The organism is Shewanella sp. YQ_9 (genome assembly GCF_043103185.1).
GTDB lineage: Bacteria > Pseudomonadota > Gammaproteobacteria > Enterobacterales > Shewanellaceae > Shewanella > Shewanella algae.
Genome location: NZ_JBICJO010000042.1, coordinates 206,956 through 228,447, shown reverse-complemented (window position 1 = coordinate 228,447; position 21,492 = coordinate 206,956). Strand labels below are relative to the sequence as shown.

Here is a 21,492-nt window from a genome sequence, read left to right as displayed (position 1 = left end):
CTGGATGTATTACCCGACCCAAAATGGTCTCTTAACTCCGGTGTGTCAGCGGTTCTAAAAAGCGCGCCATCCACAGCAAAGACTTGCAAACCTTGCCAAGTATCCTCAGGGTAACGCTCTAACCCCCACCTATGGCTGCATTGCCTAAACAACCATTCTGGGGCTGCTTTGCCGAGGCGTTGCCTTGCTTGCGTTAAAGCACTTTTTGCTAACAGCTCCTCATTAGCTAACCCCTCGGCACAGACATTCATTCGCCGTGCGACTTCGGCAATCGGTTCGTTGCGGAAAAACGCCATTCCAACAATAAGCCAAAGAACCATATCACTCGGTAAACGACGTCGACGAATCGTCGCTTTATCGGAAAGTGTTGCCGCTTTAGCAATCCACTCGTCAGGAATATGCTCGGAGAAAGTGGTTAGCTGAGCGACATCAACAGGACTCTCTTCAAGAAAGTCGGCAAAGCAGTTTTGAATAGACATAAAAAATCGGAAACCTACAAACAGGTTTCCGATTGTCTCTCATCAGAAGGATCGGTCAACCGATCCTTATCTGATCTACGTTGTGTATATACAGGGCTTTTTTATAAATAGAATCCTAGTAATTAATTACAGATCAGATTCTTTGAATTCAGCAATACTCTCACCGCGAAACTGCTTTTTCAGCTGCGCCTTGGACAGTTCGTTGATCTGCCCACCGGCGCCTATGGTGAAGTGCTCGGTTTGATCCAAACGCCTGGCTTGGTAGAGCATCACCAGTTGCAGCGTGTTTTCCCGCTGCTCCTCGGTCAGCACAGTACCATCTTCCCACTTACCTATCTCGGCGGCGCTGCGCAGTCTTTCATAGACTTCAACCGGCATCTCTTCAATCACTTTGTTGATATCTGTCATACACTTTTCCGCTTGTGCAAAATAATACGTACCCGGGTTATCAGGTAACCCACAAAACCGAGCGTAAAGCAGACGGCACCGGCGATAGCTCGATTGCCTTCGGCGACTTCTCCCCCCCAAAACCAGATGACCACCCCGGCGATAAACAGGGTCAAGGCCAAAAAGCTCTGGTTCATCAGTTTGGTCGACTGCTGAATATGGCTGATCCTCGACAGCGACTCGGTGTTGGGTCCCAGTTTGGAACTGCAGTGTGGGCAACTGGGTGCCTTACTGGAGATCCGCTTGTGGCATAAAGGGCATTCAACCAGTGCCATAGCTGCTCCTTACCTGAGTTTGTCCACGACGGCCAGCATGGCGGTCAATGAGGCTTCACCCAGGTATAGGCAACGCTCGGGGGACCAGCCCACCAGCGGATCGGCCAGATTATCATTATCTTTAAATGGCATTTCCAGAGTATTTGACAGGCAGTTGAAGGTTTCGCCGACCCAGTTGGAGCCTATGGTCAGGTTGGCCTTGCCTGGCTCGTCCTTTTCATAACCATGTTCGCTCTGGAAATCCGGGCTAACCAGCAAGAGCGCCGAAGCAAATTCCTGCTGCAGCTGAGTCAAGCGCTCATCCCAACAAGGAATGCCTTCACAGCCTGCCAGGAACACATAAGGCAGACCTTCATCACCGTGGACGTCATAGAAGAGGTCCACGCCGGTTTCTTTCATCTTTTGTACCACATGGTACACCTCGGGGCTCTTCTCAAGGCTTGGCGTTTGCCACTCACGATTTAGGTTTACACCGGCGGCATTGGTACGCAGATGGCCTCTGACGCTGCCGTCCGGATTCATGTTGGGTACAACATAGAAGTTGGCCTTATCCAGCAACTGTTTGGAGACAGGGTCATCCGAGTCCAGCAAACGGTACAGCAAACCTTCCACCAGCCATTCGGCCATGGTTTCCCCTGGGTGCTGACGGGCTGTGATCCAGATATTGCGCTTGCTGTTATCGCCGTCACCCACCTTGACCAGCGTCAGATCGCGACCATCCAGGGTCAGACCCAGGTGCTCCAGGCTCACTTCAGGATGCACCTGTACTGCACTGAGCAGGTCCAGGTGGCGTTCATAACTGTAAGGTGCAAAATAGGCTATCTGAATCGCATCGGCGTCCAATTCCACATTGATACTCAATTTGCCGTCATCATACTTGGTCGGCAGACGGAACCAGTGCTGGCGATCATAGCTGGCAACGGCCTGATAGTTCTCCCAACCTTTGGGATAGGAAGCGCTGCCGGCATTGATGATATTGAGGGTGTAACTGTTTCCTACCTGGCCTTCAAAACGGAAATTGAACCACTGGTAGAACTCTCCGCCCTGATCCGGGCGGATCGCCAGTCTGATGTCGTCCTTGTTATCAAGACTGATGACCTGAATATTGCCACCATCAAAATTCGCGCTGATCCGCATGATGTTTTCCTTCATTGCTTTTATAGGGTGTGGAGCCTGGGAAGGCTCACGCAAGTGGGCTATAGGATAAACCAAATCGGCCGCGCTTGAAAACGCGGCCGAAACAGGCTCTGGTATTCGAGGGGGAAATCAGTGGGGTTTAAAGCATCTTACCAAAGGCTGAAGCTGTATCCCTGGCCACGCACCGTATTGATAAGGCTTCTTGGCAAACGGGTCTGTTCCAGTTTTCGCCGGGTATTGGAGATATGCATATCCAGATTACGGTCAAACCGCCCCAGTTCTTTTTTCAGCACTCGTCGCTGCAGCTCCTGCTTGGTAACCACTTGTCCCTTGCGTTCAAACAGGTACTTAAACAGGCGAAATTCTGTCTGGGTCAAGGATAGCTGCTGATCGGCAATGGCCACAGTGTAATCAGTCTCGTCAAACTGAATATGTTTGTTGAGCGTAAGATCGGCGGTGTCCTGCCCTTTACTGATATTGATCCTTCTTATGAGCGCCTGAATCCGCACCAGCAGTTCTTTGACACTAAATGGCTTGCTCAGAAAATCGTCTGCCCCCAGTTCATAACCTTTGATCCTTTCTTCTTCACTGTCGATAGCCGAGATCACTATGACAGGAGTGTTGTCCTTACGGGCAAGCAACATCTCAAAGCCATTGAGTTTGGGCATCATTAAGTCGAGCAAGATAACATCCGGAGTAAAAGTGTCGAGTCTCATCAGCGCATCCAAACCATCAGCGGCACAAACAACATCGTGCCCCTCGCCCTCCAGTGCTTCTTTGAGCAAGTCCCTGAACTCCAGGTCATCATCCACTAATAAAATTTTCGTCATTTCCGTCAACACAATTCTCAAATAAGAACCATTACCATTTACGTTAACATAGTTAACCTAACCGAGCTAGCAAAATCCTCCTTTAGTACTGGCTAAAGTGCGCAGGATCACACAGAAGGAATAATGAAAAAGGGACAGATGGTCAAACTGTCCCTATAGGCAATTGGGCAAGCGGCGATCAGGCCCTCTCTTCTGACGTAAGCCATGCAGTACAAGGCTTACGCCGGCCTTTGCTACTTGTCTTGCATCAATTGGCTGATGTACTTGACCGGGGCACTGCCATAGCTGAGGAAGCTTTCGTGGAACCTCTTGAGATCAAACGCCTTGCCTTGCTGCTGTTTGAGCTCTTCCCTTAAGTCGTAAATTTCACGATATCCGGCGTAATAGCTGGTCAACTGTACCTGGCTCAGTGTTGCCCGGCGCCATTTACCTTCCGCCTCGGCTTGCTGCTGGAAGGCTTCTTCCGTCATCAGCTTGATGGCCTGCTCTTCAGTCATCCCCTTGACCTGAATGCTGTAGTCCAGAATGGTGTTGCAAATCACCCTGAGGTTCCACTTGTAGTACATCAGCCACATTTCCGGCTCAAAGTTGCCATAGCCCTGTTCCAGCATCATACGCTCGGCATAAACGGCCCAACCTTCCACCATGGCACCGTTGCCAAACAGGCTCTTGACCAGGCTCGGTGACTCATTGGAATACACCAGCTGGGTGTAATGGCCGGGGATCGCCTCATGTATGTTCAGTACCTGCAATATCCAGTGGTTATATTCGCGCAAGTAACTTTCGGCCTGCTCGTCGGTCATGTCATCGAGGGGAGTCACGTTGTAATAGGTGTTGCCGCCCTTCTCATAAGGACCGGGAGCACTGATGGAGGCTCCGGCAAAACCCCGCATATATTCAGGTGTTTCCCTGACCACCAAAGGCTTTTTCGGATCCAGAGTCACCAAGTCGTGTTGATTGACAAACTTCACCAGCTCGGGGATCTGCGCCCTCACCTCGGCCACAAAATCTTCCCGCTTTACATGCCGGGCCGAAAGCTTGTCGATCAACTGCCTGATAGCCTTCTTCTCGTCTTGCGGCTTGGGCTCCTGGAAATACTTGCTCCAGAGCTTATCGGTAATTTTCGCCATTTCGCCCTGAACCCTGGCCTTATCGGCCAGCGCTTTTTCATAGAGGGCCTTGGCGCTCATACCAGCCTGAATATCGAAGGCAAACTTCTCCTCATAAAGCGCTTCACCTATCCGGAAACTACGGCTGCCTTCGCGCTTGAGCTGCTGCTCCAGCTGTTTTAGAAATTGGATATGCCCTTCGATGGCCGCTACGGCTTTATCCATTCTTTGCTTGAATAACGCCTTTTCATCAGCGTTCAGGCCCGAGGCGTTCACCTTGGCGAGCAGCTCATCGGACAATACGGTAAAGGCACCCTGATTTTGCATTATGGCCAACTCTGTATGCTCCAGAGTAGGATTATCTATGTTTTGCTGCGCCGCCAGGTAATAGGCCGGCACATCTTCCAATCGGCCCAATGCAGAGCGCAACCTTTGATCCAAAGGTGCAAAGTCCTCACTGATGATTTGCGCAAAACCACCGGCCACATTGTAACTGGATGGGTCCCACTGCCAGGACTTGAAGCGCTTGATTTCCCACTCCATGCTGCCGAGGACATTTTCAATCAAACGATAGTCAATCAGGTTGGCCGCTGTCAGCGCCGCAAAATCAAAGCTCGCCATCTTGGCGCGCTGTTGCTGAATAAAGTTCAACGTCGCGGTGCGGCTGTTCGCATCCGGTACCAGGAGTTTGGCATCGTATTGATGAAAGCCGTTATAGAGTGCCCAGGTCGGCGCAACCTGCCATAGCGAATCGATAAAGCTTTGACTGAACGCACTGAACGCTTGGTTCTGATCTTGTTTTACAGCAGCAGAGACTTTGGACGCCATCGCCTCGGGAGAGCCTTGGGTTTGGCATGCAGACAGCCCTGTCAGCGCCAATGACACCGCCAGGCAAAGGGTGAGTTTTTTCATATTATTTTCCTTCCCGGCACCCGTTTGTTGGAAATTTGAATTCTTATCGGTTTTTTCGGGTGCATAGTGCGCAAGTAAATCATGGACGCGACGACTTTTCAGCAATTGTTGCTAAAGAGACATGCTTTGTTACAGTTTGCAGCCCGTTTTAAGCCTCTGGTTAAATACTCCATGTTCGCTTGATAGCTCCCATGGCCAGATAAAATACGGCTTTTGTTGAGAAGGCAGAACGATAACCCCTGCTCAATTATGATTTTTGGAAGGCCGGGTGCATGGTATTGCAGAAGGTTCAAATAGGCATGACCACTTGATTTTCATCGAAAAACTCGCTAGCGTGTGCGGCCAAATTACATAGGACGTAATTCAATATGAATCTGAAGTTTAATGCTGTCCATCAATACGTACTGGAATTGTTAAAGCAACAGGGAATACGCTGTTTGGTGGACGATCAATACGACGAACTAAACGAGCATTATTTACAACTTTGGCTGCCCGAGCCGCTGACAGAAATCGAAGTCAAGCAACTGAATAAGTTCCAAAAACAACATTATTCCCTTTGGAAAGATAGTGCGCAGCCATGGGAAGATGTTAAGACGCAAGTGAAGCTCGATTTTTCCGATAGCTGCTACAACGAACTCAAGGCCACTTTGGTCAAAATGACACTGGTAGACAGAATGACCTTTGAGCGAGCCTGGCAAGAACGCTTGGGGGTTGTTTGCAACAATGTCGACCTGGATGTTATCGCCCATCGCTGCACTCAAGTGGCTGATATAGATCCCCTCACCAAGGCAATCGCTGACAGCTTTTCCGATGAATGGCTGAAACTCAGCGCCTCTATGGAACTGTTTCAGGTACGGTATTTGGTTTTCAACAGAGCGGTGCGTAAAGATAAATCAGCCCGCAACTCCGAAATGCTACATTTGTGGACCGACACAGAGGGCGAAAACCCTAAACAGGCGCGCAAAGCTGTTGGCCGGGTAACGGGTAATCCTGGTGGTATAGCCAACTACCAAAAGGGTGCCCGCGTCATACGGCAAGGTAACTGTGTAAGAAAGACCAAGCTCTATAATCATGAGTTTGAAGACGCCTATCAACGCCGGGTTCGCGTCAATATTAAAGGCGTAATGGTACCTATGATGAATCATGCGGACTTATTACAGCTATCGTCATACGATTAAGCAAAGATAGCCGCCTCTGCCAGAGATTTACTCTGGCAGAGGCGGAAAACGTCACTCTAAGTTGAATGGGCCTGAAGTCTCTGATAGAGCAGTATAGCCCCAAGTTTGGCCCACTAGGGTGCACTAACCGTGCGGCAGTGAATGAATTGGTTAATGGGAGCTAGATATTGCCCAACATCGGCATAGCCTGACGGATGGCTGAAAAGGGTTGTTATCGAGAATGGTGTAAAGCCAATGAAGCTCAAATCATTGGGGGCGCTTCCAAATACTCGCCCCCTAAATCTGCTATCAACGGCGGTGAAACTTGGCGTCCTTATCGAGACACCAGTGAGCCTTAGCACTCTTGTCTTCGTTGGGTCGGCCGGTTAACAGCTCACCTTGCTCATTGATGTAATAGACAAAAGCTTTGGCATCACCGAGTTCATCCCAATACAGCATCGCCTCATCCGCTTCCTGGCCTTCACAAGTGGTGACTTTGCCGCCTATGGACTCGATATAGGCACTGCCCTTGATTTGGCTCAGCGGCGCCCCTGTACATTGGTTGTTGTCATAAAGATTGGCGACACTGTGGTAGCGGTTTTCCTCAAAGCGCATGACAAACTCTTTACCCAGTTTACCGTCACTGAGACAACCTGTGGTCCACTCCCCTTTGAGCCTGTCCGGCATGGCATCATCGCCATGGAACATCAGAAAACCGAGCGTTGCCGCCAAAATAAGCAGCAACATCACACTTAAGGACTTGAGCATTAACACATCTCTGAGAAAGGATTTTTCAGGATAGTACTCTGCGATGACTGAAGACGCTATCGTACTCATCGCAAATTTACATTGAGTGTCACAAATTGGCCCCATGGGATAAACTGTGGCACATTGGAGTAACATACGGATTCCAAGTCATTTTCTTGCTTAGGCAACCACTTGTTGGAGGTTCTCTCGGTGTCTGACATGCATTCTGAGATAGATTTTCGCCGCAAAATTACTGCGCAGCGTCCCTTTGGTAAACCGGAAGACACTCGGGTAGACAATCCAGAAAAATTGCAGCTGGCGCTGGAAAGCGATCGTGGCCGCATCATTAACTCGGCCGCCATCCGCCGTCTGCAGCAAAAGACCCAGGTGTTTCCACTTGAACGCAATGCCGCGGTGCGAAGCCGTTTGACACACTCGATGGAAGTTCAGCAGGTAGGCCGCTTTATTGCACAGAAGATATTCAAGCTCTTGGGGCAAGACGCCGAACGCTGGGGCCTGCAATATCTGGAACGGCAATTGGAAACCCTGGTGGAGATGAGCTGCCTGATGCACGATGTGGGCAATCCACCCTTTGGTCACTTCGGTGAGGCCGCGATCAGTGATTGGTTCAAGCGCAACCTTGTTTCTCTGGCGCCTTCGGGTTTCGATTCCGGGTATCCTGAGTTGATCCAAGACTTATCCCATTTCGAAGGTAATGCCCAAGGCATTCGTTTGATCCACACCTTGCTCGGGCTCAATCTCACCTACAGTCAACTGGCCGGCATTTTGAAATACACCCGTCCGGGTACGCTTGTGAAAGATAAAGCCAATCCTGAGCAAAGCTATCTGATGAAAAAAGTTGGTTATTACGCCAGTGAGTCCAGGTTTGTTGCCGAACTGACTCAAGCCATGGAGATGGCACCCGGTTGTCGCCACCCGGTGAGTTACATCATGGAAGCCGCCGATGACATCTCATATTGCCTGGCCGATATTGAAGACGCAGTGGAAAAAGGCATCATAGAGCTGGATACCCTAAAACAGAGTCTGATAGCCGAGTACCAACGGCAAATTGGGGTCAAGCAAGGCGCTCTCGGACACAAAGACTTTATGAGCAAATCGATTGAGGCGGCAGACAGCAGCGCCCGCCATCTGGCAATCAACCAACAGAGCCAGTTTTTCACCTTCCTCCGGGTTCGACTGATCCACCCTTTGGTCAATCACGCCGCCAAGCGTTTTATCGACAATATTGAGGCTGTGTACCACGGCAACTTGAACAAGTCGCTGCTTGAAGATGGCGGCTACGAACACGCCATTACAGAAACCCTCAAGCAAGTTGCTATCAAGCAGGTATTTTGCCATCGGGAAGTGGAGAAACTTGAGCTGCAGGGATACAGGATCATCACCGGCTTACTGGATAACTATCGCTCCCTGCTGGCATTGAGCGAAGATGAGTTTAGCAAACTGGTACAAGGCCTGCCCAAGACAGCTCTTATCGAAACCCGGCTGTTCCATAAGCTGCCTGGCAAGCACCTGGCCACCTATAAAAGAGCCATTGAAGCCAATCAGTATCCTGAGTTTTACCACAGGTGTCGTTTGCTGCAGGATTATATCAGCGGCATGACAGACCAATACGCTTTGGATGAGTACAGACTACTTATGGTACTTGACTGACTCTTAAAGAGAGTTGTTTACTAACCCAGGCTCGGGATACGAGCCTGGAATGCCATTACTATCAGATCCGCCTAAACAGGAGATCGTTACGCCCGGACGCCTTGACCTGATACATCAAGCGGTCGGCGTCGGCCAGCACAGACTGGGCATCCCGGGCACCGGGCTTGGCATACACGGCACCTATGCTAATACTGAGGGGCAATTTGCCGGCCTTGGTGGCAAATGGCTCTCTGTCTACCGACAAAAGCAGCCGGGTGGCCAGGGTCTTGGCCTCGGCTTCTGTCATGCCCAGTTGCAGAATACAAAACTCCTCTCCGCCTATGCGGCCAAATACGCTTCCCTCCGGCAAGATGGCCACTACCATTTGCGTCAATTGGCAAATGACCTCATCACCCACATGATGACCATAACTGTCATTAATCCGCTTGAAATCATCTATATCAAACAGCAATAAGGTCAGACTGTCATAACCGCGGCCATCACAGGCTTGTTCGAGCGCATCCATAAATGCCCGCCGATTGGCGATACCGGTAAGGCCATCTGTAGCCGCCAGGTGAGCCAGCTCGGCATTGGCAGCCTCAAGCTCGGCGGTGCGCGCCGCCACGGTACGGCGCAGCATAAACACATACACCAGGATCCCGAGCAGAAGTATCCCAAGCAAGCCTTGCAGCAGATAGCGTGGATAGACAGTTTCCACATACATCCAGCGATTGAGGATCCTTTGATATTCGGAATCTGGGATCCGGGCCAGTCCCTGGCGGATCTCTTCCAGCAAGGCGCTCTGCCCCTCTTTGACAGCCGGACGAATTTGGGCACTGTAAAGATGGCGGACTGGAATAAAACGCGCCGGCTCGCGTGAGGTATAGAGATAGAAGTTGGCGACCTGCAGATCGGCAACAAATGCCTTTAACCTGCCGGCAAAGGCGGCCTTTAACATTAGATCGTTGCTGGCATAAGTCAGCACGCTGGCCTTCGGGTATTTCTGACGCACAAACGTCTCTTCATAGCCGCCACGGACAACGCCGACTTCACCGCCGTTGATCAGGTAGCCGTCCGGCTCGGTACCGAGTAACCCTTGACTGAAAAACAGTTGACTCTCGATCCCCAGCAAACCCTGAGCATAATCCAGGTAATGTTCCCTGTCCTGAGACCAAAGCAGCCCGGCGTGGATATCGGCCTGACCACTGCGAACCAGATCCAGCGAACCTTGCCAATCTGTCAATATAAAGCGGACTTCGACCTTATTGGCCTTGGCATATTCTTGCCAGATATCCACCAGGATCCCGGCCGGTTCACCGGCATCATTCAAATATGAAAAGGGTTTCCAGGAATTGGAGTTGGCAATAACCAGTTCTCTTGCGGGTTGCTGAGCGGTATCCAAGTGCGTATCTTCAGCGGCCTGGCTTTGGCCCGTTGTCAGCAGGAACAGGGGTAAAATGACAAATAGTCGGCAGAGGGTGGTCAACGACAGCTGGAGCAAGGAGTTAACGTAGGCTGTTGCAGCGAGCTTCATGTGGCCGGAATATCCTTACAAGGCATGATTTGGGTGGGTTCTACCCGGGTTATAGCCCCGGGTTCAGAGAACATCCACCGGAAACACACCAAATATTAACATTTGTAGAGAACTTCCAGCAGTTTTTTTTCAGCAGCGACGGATCCGCACCACCTTCATGGTTTCCATTTCAAAACCGGCTACTATGGTTGTTTGCGGGTAATAGTCGACCGACACTCGGGAACCTTTCAATGAACGGTATTTTTTAGGGCGTTTGAAGCGAAAAGGCGCATCACAATTTTCCAGCATCAGAGTATGTTGGATCCAGTCGCCTTCATCCCGCTGGGTGTGGGAGACAACTGTCTTGTCTTCGGTGTGATAAAGTGGTGAGTGTTTCTCTGTCAATACGTCAGCTATTGTCATAATGCATTTACCTCCGATGGGTCGCTTCTGACTATGAATCCAAGGTCCTGACGGGCCCGACCTTGCCCGTGGCAGCCCGGGCAGTAGCTTCGCCTTCTTGATTAACCTCTTGCCGCAAGCAAGTACAGAAGGTCAGACTGTAGAGTACCGTCTTACTCAAAAGCCTTTTGCTGAGGGAAAAGTTCCCCGGCCGCGGCAGATTGGCGGTAGCTATGCAGTCGTGTCTGGGTAAGCAGATCATCCCCGGGCAAAAAATTTCCGGGGGAAGGTCAATAAAAAAGCGAGCAATCATTGTAGCAAATTTGCACAGAAAGATCTTGGTGAAAAAGCCAGCGAGGCTTTATACAAGGTTAAACGGCTCTCAAAAATAACTGATAGCAGCAAGCGCAACTCTGCACGACTCTGCGTAACGCTACGTTGTATTAGTTACGACAGCTTGGCAGGGCTTAGCCTCTTGGATCACAATTTATAAAACTTATGGTCGAGTAACTGTATGAGAACATTACTTGCGCCCGGCTCAATCCCTTTTCCCAATAAGGCTTGCCATGACACCTTTTCCTTCAACAGTCTATCGCAGCCTTGCTGCAGTGCTTATACTGCTCACCCTACCCGCATGTCGGGATAATACCGAATCGCTATGGCAAGATTACAGCGCAAGGCTTGAGAGAGTCACAGCACAAAACTTTATCGCTCCGGACTATCGACCTGAAGTCGACCAAAACCTGAATGCAGCAAATAGACCTGAAGCTTTGGAAGCCAGACTGCCACTGCTGGAAAGCCTTGGCTTAATGCATTGCAGGCTCGGGGAGTTAATTGCCACACATAACTCCAGCCTTGGCAGAGTCGCAGAGCCCAGCGAGCTGCTTAAGTATCAGCTTGCCTTTATTCAAGCCGCGCCGATTTGTCTTATAGACGCCAGGCTAGAAAGTCAGACCAAACAGTTGCTGACAGAAGCCCTATTGCAAAAGCAACAAGATGCGCTGGACTGGTTCGATTGGATGCTTCTGCAAGACAGGGCACTGGACAAACTGCTGTTTATCGGCACTGAGTCTCTGTCCAGCGAATCCCCGCTTGCCGGTCTAATCGAAACAGAATTAGCACTGGCCGCCCTGGTGAAACTCAAAACGGACATAATGAAAGCACAAGTTGGGCAACTTTCCTGGCAAGCACTGGACACCCAGACTCTGGATGCGGCACTGGCTGAATTGGCGCGCAGTCGGATTATTGCCCGCAATATGCGCAGTCAGGCGGTCAGCCTGCTCTGGCTTTCGAGCCTCAACGATTGGTTGGAGCCTCGGCTCGATGGCCTGCTGTGCCGCCCAGGCCATAACAATCAGCGTCAGGAGATATTGCAGCGAATATTGGTAAAAAACTTCATCGGGCAAATACAACGGCAACTTAGCCAGAGTCGCCACATTCAACGCCGTTTGGGCGATTTGCTGCAGCAACTCTATCAGGGAACCGCGGTGGAGAGTCGTGTTGCGTACTTCTTTGCCGAAACCGCTAACAAAGACAGCTTAAATATCCGGCTCGACAAGGAACTCAAACGCCACGTGAATTGGTGGCAAAAGCTACGCGACTCCTGTAGCGGAACTGCACCTGGAGCATAATCCATTGTGATGCCGCAGGCTCTGGCAGCTTGCTCCCCTATTGTCTTCTGCCACTATTTACCGACTCAGCCCTTGTATATCAATGGATAAGCATGTTGCCAGCAGGTTATCTTTTGGTGACAATAAGCTCATATTTCAAATCAATAATTCATCGGGTTTCAATGGGAACAGCCGAACTCATCCGGCAGGCAATCCTGCAGCCGTATCATAAGATCTCAACCTCTCTTCAGAGGTTTCGCACAGGTATAAGTCAACGGCTCGCCAAGCTGAGCACGGCCCAAAAGCTCTACCTGTTGGCGCTATTCAGTCTGCCGTTTTATGAACAACACCCTTCGTTGACAACCCTGCTCACAGTCAGCGCGTTGGTTATTGAGTTCTGGCCGTTATTCAACAAACTGTGGCACTCTTTGGCAGGCAAGGCGGTCATTTTGCTGTTTTATGCCACCATAGCCAACTTTTCGCTGGCCAGTAGCGGTGCCATAGTCAATGAAGTCACCGGCGTCTCGGCAGCGCATTTCAACTATACCCATAACTTCGCCCTGTTACTGGAGCTTCCGGTTTGGATGGTGATCACCAGCAGTATTGCCCTGTTGCTGCTGCAGATGTTACTGCCCATCTACCTGGTAGGACTGCTGCTGCTCAAGCTGGTGGGGCTTATCGGCTTCAAGTGGCAGCCCAAGTACGCCTATCCTGTGAGCACAACCTTTCTCAGGCTCATGTTATCGTTTTTAATCCTGCATCATCTGATGCTGCTGGTCGATATGGAGCGTTTCATGGAGAGCCGCTTCAGAGTCGATGACAAGGGCGTCAGCTTCTCCTTTAATGGTCAGTTTAAGCCAAATGAGGATAAAGCAAATGCAAACCTCCCCCCTTTGCATGTCCCGGACACCGCCCAAGGAAAAGATGTCTTAAGCGCTGAGCAAGAGACAAACAAGCTGAATACTGAACGCCAGGCTCCAGCAGGACAGAAATCACAAGCGCAAGAAACGGAAAATAACGCAACAAAAGCGGAAGATGATGCTTTGGTATACGCCCGTTTCACCGCCGCCTACAGGCACAAAGTCAGGCAGCTTGTGGCCGACTTCGCTTTTGGCATGGAAGCCGATGGCCGCAGTCGTTGCCAGATGTCTGCCAATGCGACCGGCGTTGAACTCAATGATTACGAGCTGTTGCAGATCTTGCCCGACGCCGGCGAGCTTTATGGCTATCGTTTTGAGGTTATTCCCTGTGTCTCGGCTGCATTTCCGCGAACTCTGGGGAGGCCTTCTTCACTGCCGAGCGATTAATCCTGGTATGCAAATCCAGTCTCTGAAGTGGATGATCTTTTAAGTGGATGTTCTCTATATGTGAATGAGTACCATAGAGTCAGTAAAAAAGCCGCCTGAAGGCGGCTTTTTATCCTTTTATAGTCAGAAGCTTGCCAAGAGTTGCATGCCCGAGAAGGCGGAGTATCCGCGGATCATCACATGATAGGTCGCCGCCTGGGTGACTTGAAAGCTGCAGCTTTCACTGTTGCCATTCTTGTACGGACGGCAATCATACACAGACGTAGAAGGTGCAGCCCCGGCGCGAACATAAAGATCGGCGTCACCACTGCCGCCGCTGGTAGCAATATTCAGGCTAACACCCGCCGGAACCTGGATAGTGAAATGCTGCTCTGAACCCGCACTGCCACTCAAGTTGCTCTTCGGCACGCCATTTTCCAGACAATCGCTGCCACAACCACCGCCGGCGTTGTGTGTTGCCGTTAATGTGGCGCCGCTGTAGGCACTGTAGCCCTGCAGCATCACGTACCAGCGCCCTTCTGCCGGCGAGCTGAAGCTGCAGCTCTCATTGTTGCCACTCTTGTAGGGGCGGCATTGGTAGCTGTTTAACGTGGGTTTGCTACCTTGGCTGACATAGAGGTCGGCATCACCACTGCCGCCAGCCAGATCTATGTTCAAGTCGGCAGCGCCCGCAGGGACATCGATATAGAAATAGTTGGATGAACCCTGGACACCGCTGACACTGATCCCCACGCCGTTATCCAATGGAGTATCATCCGATGGACAATCATTGCCACAACCGCCGTCATCGCCTGCCAGAGAATAGAGCAGCTTGTTGGGTGAACCTGTCTTGGCATCGCCCACTTTGCCGGATGAGGCGCGGCTTACCAGCAAGTTAGTCAGCTGAGTCGGGCTCAAGGCTGGGTTTTCCGCCAGATAAAGTGCCGCCACCCCGGCAACATGGGGGGATGCCATGGAAGTACCACTAATGGTATTAGTTGCGCTGTTGGAGTTGTACCAGGCAGAGGTGATTGACGAACCCGGAGCATAGATGTCCAGACAGGTGCCGTAGTTGGAGAAACTTGAGCGACTGTCGGTGCTGGTGGTAGAACCCACAGTCACCGCATTGGCGGCCCGCGCCGGTGAATAGTTACAGGCATTACTGTTGTCATTGCCTGCTGCCACAACAAAGCTTATCCCGGCCGCTACGGCCGCATTTACCGCATCATCCAGCGCCTGGGAGGCGCCGCCGCCCAAACTCATGTTGGCAACCGAAGGCCCTTGGGCGTTGTTTTTCACCCAGTTGATCCCGGAAATCACTCCGGAGTTGGTACCTGAGCCCGAGCAGTTAAGTACCCTGACCCCAACAATATTGACATTCTTGGCAACTCCGTAAGTGCTGCCGCCTATAGTCCCGGCAACATGGGTACCATGACCGTTACAGTCACTGCTGTCGTTATCGTTATCGATAAAGTCATAGCCACTGCTGGCACGGCCGCCAAACTCATTGTGAGTGTTACGTACACCTGTGTCTATGACAAAGGCGGTGACGCCGGAGCCGTCATAGTCGTAATGGTAGTTACTGTTGAGCGGCAGATCCCGCTGATCTATCCGGTCAAGCCCCCAGGTAGCTCCGCCTTGATCGCCGGCGGCTTCCACCATGGGTTCAATAGACACCCTTTGATCCTGCTCAACATATTTGATGTTGGGATCTTTAAGCAGACTCTGGATCTGAGCCGCATTGGCCTTGACCAATACCCCGTTGAGGCTGTTGCCAAAGTTTTGTCTGACTTCAATGCCGTGTTCGTTGGCGAGCCTTGCGCCCATACTGCTGGCGTAGGCGCTGACACCATTCGGGTCATTAAGGTTGATAACCGCCGGGGTATTGAACACCACTATGTACTGATCTTTGATGGCTTTGGCAGGATTGACCGCATGTAACTGGGCTTGATAGTCCTGTGCCAGAACGAGCGGGCTGCTCAGGGCTGCAGCAACTGCAATCGCAATGAAATGTTTCCTTTGCATAATGATTTCCTTGGTTATTATGATTTTGCCTCGAGGGCCGTTTTAACCTAGGACATTTTTTAAGCAGCATCTAAATTGCAGCGTTGCACTGTGCCGGAAACCGATATTGCAAATGTAACAACAACGTTACATTACCCCGCCTAAAGTAGCAGAAAGATCCGCCAAGAGTATAACCGATACAAAACGGGGGCCCGTATCGACAAATGAACCAGTTATACTAATAAAATCAATTATTTTATTCTATTGCTTGACCAGCAACCCACCCAGCACTAACACTTTTGGGCCGGATGAATTGCAAGCTATCAACCCAAAGTATGATTTTAAATAGCTGATCCGAATACTGCTACATTTTCGCGATGCCATGTCCGTTGCCGGGAAAAGGCGAAACGGTTTCCATAAAATGCCATACCTTGCCAAGAAGTTCCCGCATGTTTCGGCAACTGTGATTACGGGTTACCGTTTCATGTAGTGCCAACCATAAGCGCTCTATCTTGTTGACCCAAGGTGAGTATACCGGTTGAAACAACAACCTGAACTTGGGGTTGCTCTTGAGCCAAGCCAGGGTTTTACGGCTCTTGTGAATGATGTAATTATCCAGAATTAGCGTGATAGTTTTGGCTTTGCGGTAATGTCGTTTGAGCTTTTCCAGCACCGCAATAAACAGCTCCGATGCCTTGCTGGCGCTGCTCACATAAAGCACTTTTCCTGTCTTGGTATGTAGCGCTCCTGCCAAGTAGTGCTTGCGGTTGTTACCCGGGGTGACCACGCGTTTTTGTTGCCCTTTGGGCATCCAGTCCGCCCCGATTTTGGGGTTGAGGTCGATATCTACTTCATCTTCATAGAATACCGGGTGCTCAGCACTGCACTGCTCAAGTGCCTGATTTATAGCGGCCATTTTCTCCGCTTTGTATGGGTCTTTAATGCGCAACGTCGGGGCTGAGCGGCGCCAGACTATGCCTGCTTCGGGTAACAGGCGGCGAATGGTTGATGCGGCGACGCATAGCTTAAGCTGTGCATTAATCACCTTGGCAAGCAGTTCGCTGCTCCAGCGGCTACGCTGGTAACCAAAGTCTTCCGGACAAAGCTGGATAAGCAGTGACAGGCAGAGCAATATCGGGTTAATAGGCAAGACGGTTGGCCGCCCCGGCTTCTCTGATTTCAGTCCATCGATGCCACATTGGGTGTACCAGCCCAACCATCGGCCTATGCTGGAGCGGGCTGCGCCGGTGATGTGCTGAACTTGGGTAACCGGCAGCCCTTGATGCAACATCAACATCGCAATAAGACGCCTGGCAAAGTGCTTATCGTTGGTTTTTTGAATCAATTTTTGCATGCGCTTGCGCTCAGCGCGGCATAGTGGTGCTAAGATAGCCATTCTCAGTCCTTGGGCGAGTGGTGGGTTTGTTTGGCGATAGATCTGATCGCTCAAACAGGACTGAGTTCCCTTCCTGTGATCTACTATTTGGAACAGCTATTTAAACTCAGGCTTAGCTTCTCGCCCTTTTTCCTCTTGCCTTTCAGCAAATTACCGGCCAAGCGCAAAATAAGCGCCATAGATAAAAAGGATCTGGTTACCAGGGTATACTGTTGCCGCAGTAATCATAAAATCCGCCACTTTGTGCCTGGCTGAGGTTATCCAGCAGTTGTTTCATACCGGCCGCCGAGGTATCTACATCAATAAGCGCATTGGGGCCGCCCATGCTGGTTTGCACCCAACCGGGATGCAAGGCTACCGCTTTGACACCGACATCGGCCAAATCTAAGGCAAGACTCTTGGTGATCGAGTTGAGCGCGGCCTTGGATGAACGATACAGATAACCACCACCACTCTGGTTGTCGGCCATACTACCGACCTTGGATGAGATATTGGCTATGATGCCTTTTGCTTGGATAAGATGAGGCAGGAACGCTTCAGCAAGCTTACAAGGCGCTATGCTGTTTACTTCAAACACTGTGCGCCATTCATCCACAGGCAATTGTCCTAACTGCAAGCCTTTGGGGCCATAATAGCCTGCATTGTTGAGCAGCAGATCCAGGCCCCGTCCCTCAAGCTCTGCAGCCAGATCAGCCACCGCCTCATAGTCGGTCACATCCAGAGCAAACACCTCCAGCCCCTGAAATTCGTTGACCAGATCCAGCAGTTCGTCGGCCGTTTCCGGATCGCGACAACAGGCCAATACGTCCCAACCGGCGGCAAGATAGACTTGGGTCAACGCCAATCCTATGCCGCGGTTGGCACCGGTTATCAATAGTTGTGGCATAGGGTTAATCTCCTTTTACTTGAGAATTTCGGGCTTAGGTTGTCGTCACTCATTAGCTAAATGACGCACGATCGAGCTTATCATAAGCCAGTTAACTTCCGTTTGGCTTCTTGTTACTTTCGCGATGACTCTGGCGGATAAGCGCTTCACCGAGCATGCCAAAGTAACTTGTCAGCGCGTTGAGAATCGCTTTTCTATGAGCCTCATCAGGATAGGCCCCTGAATCATTGAGCTGTGAGAAAGTCGTACCCGACACCAGATATTGGTTCCGTATATCGGTAAAAGACTCGATAGCGGCTTCAAAGGCCCGGGCCATCAACTCCGTAGGGAGCGAAAAATAGCACCTGCCATAATGTTTATCCAAGGCAATGGCCCGGCGCACATAGTCACTCGGCTCAAGGCCATCCGGGCTTATAAGCACGGTTTGATAAAGGAATGCCAAATGGCGGTTGAGTGGATGGGGTCTAAGCTCAACATCTTTAAGATAGAGGTCACTGCCAAAACCAATAGCAGTGCCAACACTATACGCCAAACCGGAATCGTTGCAGCAGGCTAGCTGGTCGACACTTGAATGAATGCCAAAGGCTGCTTTGGCAATATAGTGATCAAAGGCGTGCCAAAACTCATGGGCCAAGGCGCCGGCACCGGCATTTTTCGCCAGCGCCAATATCCTTTCATGGGGGGCGTAGTGCGCCTGGACACCTTTCTGACCGCCGAGACCAAAGTCCAGATTCAGGGTTTGTCTAAGTCCAATGGCGTCCGGCGGCAACTTGAGTATAAAAGCCAGGTCCGCCAGAGAATCAAATATCAGATTGGAAGCCAGCCGCGATTCTTCAGCGCTGACCCACTTGCCTACCCGCACATTGGCAAAGCCGAACTGTTGCTTGATATCGAGAAAACTGACCTGCTCGTCGAAACGATAATCCGGTCCTTCGCGCAAATAGTGGCGGCTTGTCAGCAAAACTCTTGGCTCCCAATCGATTTCAAACAAAACGAGTGTATACCCGAGGAACATAAATGTCCCATCATGCTTGAAATCATTGGCTATATCGTTTTTGGAACGACTCAGAGATAAATAGCAAACGGCAGAATGGCAACGCTATGGAAATGTAGCAAGAGAAAGCATCTGGGTTTGGACACAAAAAAGGCTCCTCGAGGGAGCCTTTTTTGCACCATTTAGAATGGTACCCGAGGACGGACTTGAACCGTCACGCTGTTACCAGCGAGGGATTTTAAATCCCTTGTGTCTACCGATTCCACCACTCGGGCAAACTGTGTAACAAGGAGATATTACCCATTGTCACTGAAAGAGTGGAGGCGCGACCCGGAGTCGAACCGAGATCGACGGATTTGCAATCCGCAGCATAGCCATTCTGCCATCGCGCCCCGAGCCATAAGGCTGGGATTGGAGCGACATATCGGGTTCGAACCGATGACCTGTACCTTGGCAAGGTACCGCTCTACCAACTGAGCTAATGTCGCATCACTTGTTTGCTTCATCTTCCGAGTTGACAATCAACAAAGGTACCAACCTTCTGTTTTATCAACTGAGCTAGTGTCGCATACCTGTTCCGCTATTGAAGCGGAAGCCAGAGTGTTATCCCCTGACTGCGGATTGGCATTCTACCGATTTGAGGCAGGGAGTCAATCGGCAAATTGGCATTTTTATGCCAAAATCACTCGGATGCTGGCAATTTGCTCAAAGCGGGTCAAATTTTCATTATCATGATCAAAATACAATCCGATTCAGTAGCTTGTCAGCGCCCTCTCCCACCGAATACCATCACAAAAGCCGTTGTAAAACACCCTTATCAAGGCCCTTATCAAAATATTTGATAAGGATTCCAGTAAAATGAGCGTATTGAGGCTTAGGGAATCTTACAAAGGACTAAGGCCATTTGCTGCGAACCACGCCTTGCATCCATGCCCGTAAGCTGACGCAGAGCACGCATGGGACTTGTTAGCACCTTCCTTAGCTACACAATGCTTGAATACAACAAGGCCCGATACTCAGACCGGGCCTTGATAGCAAGAGTCAAAATTACTCTTCAGACAGAGGCAGAGACAGGTAGTTAAGCCCCAGCATCTTCTGCATCACGCCAACCACCTGACAGCTGTAACCAAACTCGTTGTCGTACCACACGTAGAGGATGGCGCGCTTGCCGTCGGCGATAGTGGCTTGAGAATCAACCACACCGGCGTAGCGTGAGCCCACCAGGTCACAGGACACAATTTCAGTAGACTCGGTGAAGTCTACCTGGTTTTGCAGCTCAGAGTGCAGCGCGATATCACGCAGATAAGCGTTCATATCTTCTTTGCTGGTTTCGGCGTTCAGGTTCAGGCTGATAATGGCCATGGACACGTTCGGAGTTGGCACCCGAATCGCATTACCTGTCAGCTTACCGGAAAGTACCGGCAACGCCTTGGCAACCGCTTTGGCGGCGCCGGTTTCAGTGATCACCATGTTCAGTGGTGCACTGCGACCGCGACGGTCTGCTTTGTGGTAGTTGTCGATCAGGTTCTGGTCATTGGTATAAGAGTGGATGGTTTCCACGTGACCATTTTCGATACCGTACTTGTCATTAACGGCCTTCAGTACAGGCGTAATGGCGTTGGTGGTACAGCTGGCGGCAGAAACAATAACATCTTCCGGCAGAATATCGCTGTCGTTAACACCATAGACTATGTTCTTGATGCTGCCCTTGGCAGGGGCAGTCAGCAGAACCTTGGACGCACCTGGGCTCTTGAGGTGCAGACCCAAACCGTCTTCGTCTTTCCAGATGCCTGTGTTGTCGACCACCAAGGCATCGGTAATACCGTACTTGGTGTAATCCACTTCATCGGGTGAGTTGGCGTAAATCACCTGAATATAAGTACCGTTGGCGATGATGGCGTTGTTCTCTTCATCCACCTCGACAGAGCCGTTGAAAGGTCCGTGTACTGAATCACGGCGCAGCAGACTGGCACGCTTTTCCAGATCGCCCTTACGGCCACCGCGCAGAACGATAGCGCGCAGGCGCAGCTTGTTGCTGCGGCCGGTTTTTTCAATCAACAAACGGGCCAGCAGACGACCGATGCGGCCAAAACCGTAGAGTACAACGTTACGTGGCTCAACTTCATCTTTGCTTTCAATGGCACTGGCCAGCTCGCGGCTCATATAAGCTTCGATTTCGCTACCGTCGGTGTGGTTACGCCAGTACTTAACCGCCAGTTTACCTATATCCACTTTGCACTGTTTGACATCCAGTTTGCTCAGGGCTTCTACGAAGGGGAAGCTCTCACGCAGGCGCAGCTTATCGCCCACATGGCGACGAACCAGACGATGGGCCTTGATAATATCGATGGTGGAGGCGATCAGCAGGGGTTTACCATAAACCACCACTTCTACGCCCTGATTGCGATACAACTTGCCCAACAGGGGCTGCATAGCCTCCGCAAGTTCGAAGCGTTCTTGCCAACTTTGTAGGTGTTTATCAGCGCTCATTTACAGATCCTTTATCTCACTTTTCCACTTTATTGTCGGGAAAGGTTTGAGTAACAAAAAGAAAAGACCAATAATCATATTTATGACAGCTAAACCTGCCCCTTTTGGTCGGCGCTATTGTAATGAAAACTGCTGCGTCAGGCTAGTAGGAGATTTTCGCTAAATCTC

The 21,492-nt window shown here is 50.8% G+C and carries 18 protein-coding genes and 3 tRNA genes; 4 read left to right on the top strand and 17 right to left on the bottom strand.

All coding sequences use genetic code 11. The features are described 5' to 3' along the window. The 6 genes from ACF8D4_RS14025 to ACF8D4_RS14000 form a co-directional block, all read right to left on the bottom strand. On the bottom strand, window positions 1-479 hold a 479-nt coding region (locus ACF8D4_RS14025), incomplete at its 3' end, for a transposase domain-containing protein (protein WP_219001833.1). A gap of 126 nt (window positions 480-605) precedes the next feature. Continuing rightward, window positions 606-887 (bottom strand): YeaC family protein, encoded by a 282-nt coding sequence (locus tag ACF8D4_RS14020; RefSeq protein ID WP_025887363.1) that lies wholly within the window; start codon window positions 885-887, stop codon window positions 606-608. Then, complete coding sequence (locus ACF8D4_RS14015; protein ID WP_025887361.1) at window positions 884-1,201, bottom strand: hypothetical protein; 318 nt, start codon at window positions 1,199-1,201, stop codon at window positions 884-886. The genes ACF8D4_RS14020 and ACF8D4_RS14015 overlap by 4 nt, the downstream gene beginning before the upstream one ends. A gap of 9 nt (window positions 1,202-1,210) precedes the next feature. Continuing rightward, entirely contained in the window at window positions 1,211-2,338 is a 1,128-nt protein-coding gene (locus ACF8D4_RS14010) for a M14-type cytosolic carboxypeptidase (protein WP_025887359.1), read from the bottom strand. A gap of 149 nt (window positions 2,339-2,487) precedes the next feature. Continuing rightward, a complete protein-coding gene (locus ACF8D4_RS14005) occupies window positions 2,488-3,168 on the bottom strand; it encodes a response regulator transcription factor (RefSeq protein ID WP_025010433.1) in 681 nt (226 codons plus the stop codon). A gap of 233 nt (window positions 3,169-3,401) precedes the next feature. Further along, window positions 3,402-5,189, bottom strand: a complete 1,788-nt coding sequence (locus ACF8D4_RS14000; RefSeq protein ID WP_335902542.1) for a DUF885 domain-containing protein — start codon at window positions 5,187-5,189, stop codon at window positions 3,402-3,404. A gap of 368 nt (window positions 5,190-5,557) precedes the next feature. Between ACF8D4_RS14000 and ACF8D4_RS13995 the strand changes: the two genes are divergently transcribed. Beyond that, window positions 5,558-6,367: a hypothetical protein gene (locus ACF8D4_RS13995; RefSeq protein WP_335902543.1), complete on the top strand. Its 810-nt coding sequence runs from the start codon at window positions 5,558-5,560 to the stop codon at window positions 6,365-6,367. A gap of 288 nt (window positions 6,368-6,655) precedes the next feature. Here the strand turns inward: ACF8D4_RS13995 and ACF8D4_RS13990 are convergent, their stop codons facing one another. Then, the gene (locus tag ACF8D4_RS13990; RefSeq protein ID WP_096141944.1) at window positions 6,656-7,114 is read right to left on the bottom strand and encodes a hypothetical protein; all 459 of its coding nucleotides are present in this window, start codon (window positions 7,112-7,114) and stop codon (window positions 6,656-6,658) included. Between the two features lie 198 nt (window positions 7,115-7,312). On the opposite strand from ACF8D4_RS13990, the gene dgt reads away from it, so the two are divergent. Continuing rightward, window positions 7,313-8,764 carry a dGTPase gene (dgt, locus tag ACF8D4_RS13985; protein ID WP_392468786.1) on the top strand — a complete coding sequence of 484 codons (1,452 nt, stop codon included), beginning with the start codon at window positions 7,313-7,315 and terminating at the stop codon, window positions 8,762-8,764. Window positions 8,765-8,825: 61 nt separating this feature from the next. On the opposite strand, the gene ACF8D4_RS13980 is transcribed toward dgt, so the two are convergent. Then, a complete protein-coding gene (locus tag ACF8D4_RS13980; RefSeq protein ID WP_208242347.1) occupies window positions 8,826-10,277 on the bottom strand; it encodes a diguanylate cyclase domain-containing protein in 1,452 nt (483 codons plus the stop codon). Window positions 10,278-10,406: 129 nt separating this feature from the next. After that, on the bottom strand, window positions 10,407-10,679 hold the full coding sequence (locus ACF8D4_RS13975) for a hypothetical protein (RefSeq protein WP_044734518.1): 273 nt from the start codon (window positions 10,677-10,679) through the stop codon (window positions 10,407-10,409). A gap of 545 nt (window positions 10,680-11,224) precedes the next feature. Between ACF8D4_RS13975 and ACF8D4_RS13970 the strand changes: the two genes are divergently transcribed. Together ACF8D4_RS13970 and ACF8D4_RS13965 are read left to right on the top strand one after the other, a co-directional pair. Then, window positions 11,225-12,289, top strand: a complete 1,065-nt coding sequence (locus ACF8D4_RS13970; protein WP_083390296.1) for a DUF3080 family protein — start codon at window positions 11,225-11,227, stop codon at window positions 12,287-12,289. Between the two features lie 161 nt (window positions 12,290-12,450). Next, complete coding sequence (locus tag ACF8D4_RS13965; RefSeq protein WP_144190608.1) at window positions 12,451-13,575, top strand: hypothetical protein; 1,125 nt, start codon at window positions 12,451-12,453, stop codon at window positions 13,573-13,575. Window positions 13,576-13,698: 123 nt separating this feature from the next. Here ACF8D4_RS13965 and ACF8D4_RS13960 read toward each other — a convergent pair whose 3' ends face one another. The 8 genes from ACF8D4_RS13960 to ACF8D4_RS13925 all read right to left on the bottom strand — a co-directional run bounded on the left by ACF8D4_RS13960 (window position 13,699) and on the right by ACF8D4_RS13925 (window position 21,324). Beyond that, a complete protein-coding gene (locus ACF8D4_RS13960) occupies window positions 13,699-15,579 on the bottom strand; it encodes a S8 family peptidase (RefSeq protein ID WP_107111618.1) in 1,881 nt (626 codons plus the stop codon). Between the two features lie 343 nt (window positions 15,580-15,922). Further along, the gene (locus ACF8D4_RS13955; RefSeq protein ID WP_208170875.1) at window positions 15,923-16,954 is read right to left on the bottom strand and encodes an IS630-like element ISSen5 family transposase; all 1,032 of its coding nucleotides are present in this window, start codon (window positions 16,952-16,954) and stop codon (window positions 15,923-15,925) included. Between the two features lie 196 nt (window positions 16,955-17,150). Continuing rightward, window positions 17,151-17,840 carry an SDR family oxidoreductase gene (locus ACF8D4_RS13950; RefSeq protein ID WP_109248160.1) on the bottom strand — a complete coding sequence of 230 codons (690 nt, stop codon included), beginning with the start codon at window positions 17,838-17,840 and terminating at the stop codon, window positions 17,151-17,153. 91 nt (window positions 17,841-17,931) lie between these two features. Further along, entirely contained in the window at window positions 17,932-18,801 is an 870-nt protein-coding gene (locus ACF8D4_RS13945; protein WP_221058806.1) for a CLCA_X family protein, read from the bottom strand. 221 nt (window positions 18,802-19,022) lie between these two features. Continuing rightward, window positions 19,023-19,109, bottom strand: a tRNA-Leu gene (locus ACF8D4_RS13940). Window positions 19,110-19,152: 43 nt separating this feature from the next. Next, a tRNA-Cys gene (locus ACF8D4_RS13935) sits at window positions 19,153-19,226 on the bottom strand. A gap of 20 nt (window positions 19,227-19,246) precedes the next feature. Then, a tRNA-Gly gene (locus ACF8D4_RS13930) sits at window positions 19,247-19,322 on the bottom strand. 559 nt (window positions 19,323-19,881) lie between these two features. Then, window positions 19,882-21,324: a glyceraldehyde-3-phosphate dehydrogenase gene (locus ACF8D4_RS13925; protein ID WP_028779943.1), complete on the bottom strand. Its 1,443-nt coding sequence runs from the start codon at window positions 21,322-21,324 to the stop codon at window positions 19,882-19,884. Between the last annotated feature and the right edge of the window lie 168 nt (window positions 21,325-21,492).